This is a genomic window from Mesorhizobium sp. M1E.F.Ca.ET.041.01.1.1, from assembly GCF_003997355.1.
In the GTDB taxonomy this organism is placed as follows: Bacteria; Pseudomonadota; Alphaproteobacteria; order Rhizobiales; family Rhizobiaceae; genus Mesorhizobium.
The window spans coordinates 1-2794 of record NZ_RZSL01000690.1 but is presented as its reverse complement, the minus strand read 5'-3'; the positions used below and the strand labels follow the sequence as shown (position 1 = coordinate 2794).

At 60.2% G+C, this 2794-nt stretch carries 4 protein-coding genes and 1 pseudogene; 3 read left to right on the top strand and 2 right to left on the bottom strand.

The features are described 5' to 3' along the window. Positions 1 to 146: 146 nt before the first annotated feature. Together EOA38_RS32655 and EOA38_RS32650 are read left to right on the top strand one after the other, a co-directional pair. A complete protein-coding gene (locus EOA38_RS32655; RefSeq protein ID WP_127301166.1) occupies positions 147 to 896 on the top strand; it encodes an NYN domain-containing protein in 750 nt (249 codons plus the stop codon). 52 nt (positions 897 to 948) lie between these two features. Beyond that, positions 949 to 1452: an ankyrin repeat domain-containing protein gene (locus EOA38_RS32650; RefSeq protein WP_245480980.1), complete on the top strand. Its 504-nt coding sequence runs from the start codon at positions 949 to 951 to the stop codon at positions 1450 to 1452. A gap of 36 nt (positions 1453 to 1488) precedes the next feature. Here EOA38_RS32650 and EOA38_RS32645 read toward each other — a convergent pair whose 3' ends face one another. Continuing rightward, complete coding sequence (locus tag EOA38_RS32645) at positions 1489 to 2016, bottom strand: gamma carbonic anhydrase family protein (protein ID WP_127301164.1); 528 nt, start codon at positions 2014 to 2016, stop codon at positions 1489 to 1491. A 105-nt stretch (positions 2017 to 2121) separates the two neighbouring features. Continuing rightward, the gene (locus EOA38_RS32640; RefSeq protein ID WP_127301163.1) at positions 2122 to 2442 is read right to left on the bottom strand and encodes a hypothetical protein; all 321 of its coding nucleotides are present in this window, start codon (positions 2440 to 2442) and stop codon (positions 2122 to 2124) included. A 109-nt stretch (positions 2443 to 2551) separates the two neighbouring features. On the opposite strand from EOA38_RS32640, the pseudogene EOA38_RS32635 reads away from it, so the two are divergent. Then, positions 2552 to 2794, top strand: a pseudogene (locus EOA38_RS32635) (hypothetical protein); the annotation flags it as partial.

The following is a 2794-nucleotide window of genomic DNA, read 5'->3' as shown; positions in this document are numbered from 1 at the left end:
GAAACCCTGATAGAAGGTACTGTGCCAAGGCGCAGATTTCTGTTGCGGCCCACCTCTGCTACAACAAGAAGCAAAGAGAACCGGGGCATGGCGACAGTTCCAAGAGTTTGAGATCCGCAAGCACGCCAGCTACGGGAAGCACCAACATGCCGACAGAACCCCGGTCACCACGCTTGGCGGTCCTTATCGACGCCGACAACGCTTCCGCCAAGATCGTCGACGGCCTGTTCGAGGAAATAGCCAAGATTGGCGAGGCCAGCGTTCGACGCATCTACGGCGACTTCTCGAATGCACGGTCGAAGGGGTGGGCTGACGTCCTGTCAAAGCATGCAATCATTCCCCAGCAGCAGTTCGCTTATACGACTGGGAAAAACGCTTCCGATATCACACTGGTGATTGACGCGATGGACCTGCTTCACAGCGGTCGCTTCGACGGCTTTTGTTTGGTCTCTTCCGACAGCGATTTCACGCGGCTTGCTGCGCGCATACGCGAACAGGGTGTTGATGTATTCGGGTTTGGCGAACAGAAAACCCCGGAGAGTTTTCGGCAGGCATGTCGCCGTTTCGTCTATACAGAAAACCTTCTCCGAAGCGTGGGGGATACTCACGATGCTGCGCCGGTAAGAAAGCCGCTTCAAGCGCCGAGCGCTGCGACACCTATACTAAAGAAAGTCATTGGCCAGATGGAAAGCGAAGATGGCTGGGTGCGTCTTGGCACCTTCGGCCAGCAACTTTCAAATCTCTTCTCCGATTTCGACCCTCGCACCTATGGCTTCGGTAAATTGAGCGACCTTGTGAGGAAGACCGCTGCATTCGATATTGAAAATCCCAAAGGCGGTGCCATGCGAATACGGGTCAAAGTTACCGCTAAAAAAGGGAAAAGCAAATCCGAGTGACATTGTCATGCTGGAGATCCCTGACGATCGCTGCGAACGCCACCGGCTGTTCATGGCCATCGACGAAAGCTTCAAGGCAGGCGACTTCGAGGCTCTCGGGAAGGCCCTGGGGGGCGCAGCGCGCTGGTTCGATGAGCGGATGCCGTTCGAGCTCGGCCTTGGCCATCCGCTGGAATACGCGATCTATTGGAGTCCGGCCGCCTTCATCGCAACCTTGCTCGAGGCCGGCTCGAATCCGAACTACGAGGATCCTGCCGGCTTTCCTTCGCTCATCGCGGCGCTGTCGACGAAGCGGCCGGACAAGCTGGAGGTCGTCCGGCTCCTGCTGAAACATGGCGCCGACCCGAACATGCGCGGCGTGAACGACTGGACGCCGCTGCACTATGCGGTGTCGCTGCGCGACGCGGAAGCGATCCGCCTGCTGCTCGCGTCAGGCGCGGACCCGTCGCTCAGAACCCGCGTCGATGATTATGAGACCGCCCTGGAAGGCGCGGACCAGGCCGGTTTCGAAGCGGGGGCGTCGCTGCTGCGCGACGCGATATCCCGGCGCGATTAATTTAAACGACCAAGCCGCGGCGCCAAATGGGGCCACTCAAGCCTCTTTCAATCCTGCCTTGAAGCGCTTGCCGTTGGCGACATAATGCGCGGCCGAGACGCGCAGCCTGGCGATCGCCGCATCGTCCAGCACCCGGATCGCCTTGGCGGGCGAGCCGACGATCAGCGAGTTGTCCGGGAACACCTTGTTCTCCGTCACCAGGGCGCCGGCGCCGACCAGGGAATTGTTGCCGATCCTCGCGCCGTTGAGCACGATGGCGCCCATGCCGATCAGGCTGTTGTCGCCGATGGCGCAGCCATGCAGCAGGGCACGATGGCCAATGGTGCAGCCCTGTCCAATGGTGAGCGGAAAGCCCGGATCGGTGTGCATGATCGTATGTTCCTGCACATTGGTGTCGGCACCGATCGTGATCGGCTCTCCATCGCCGCGGATGACGACACCGAACCAGAATCCGGCATTGAGTCCGACGGTGATATTGCCGATCAGCGTGGCGTCCGGTGCGATCCAGTTGGTTTCGACATCGTCGAATCGGGGCGCCTTTCCGTCGATCGCATAGATTGGCATTTTCGTCTCCGAATCGTCTCAGGCCGAGAATTCGGCCGAGCCTAATGCATGTCTCCCGAAAGTGTGCAGCGGTTTCGGGACAAAGACATGCTTAAAATCAAAGACCTAAAGACCGGTCGCCCATGAGGCGACGGTGATCAGCACGATGCCGAGGGCCAGAGCCCAGGCGACAGCGGTGCAGCCACACGAAAGCAGCGCCAGCATGCCGATGCGCCCCTCGCGCCGGGCCGCAAGCGCATCATTGGCGAGCATGAAAGGGCCGGCGCAGGCAGTTGCCGCAAGCGAGCGCACAATATGGGCAGGCGACACATAGGGCTCGGCAAAGGCCAGCCGGCGGCCAGAGATGATCTCCATCGCCGAGCCGGCGAGGCCGCAAGTCGTCAGGCCGACCGCAAATGCGTAGAGAGGGAGCAGCATGGGATCCATCTTTACCAACCATTTACCATGAAACCGCACAGTCGTACCCATGCGCTGCAAGAGCCATGCCGCGCGAAGCTGTGCCACCTGAGGACAGGTGAGCGGATTGGGAATCGCGATGAGAGAGGCAACCGCCGCCGAAAGCCCGGACTTCGAGGTCGTCGACTCGACCTTCATGAAGCGGGTTTTCTATGCCTTCGCGGCGCTGGCCCTGCTTTCGGTGGCAATCAGCGTCGGCGGCAAATGGCTTGGGCGATCGATCGCCATGGCCGGCTATACCGACGACAAGACCGTCCGACAGGTCGTCATGGGCAACAATTTGATCAGCGTGCCGGCCAATTTCATCCGCTTCGACCAGGCA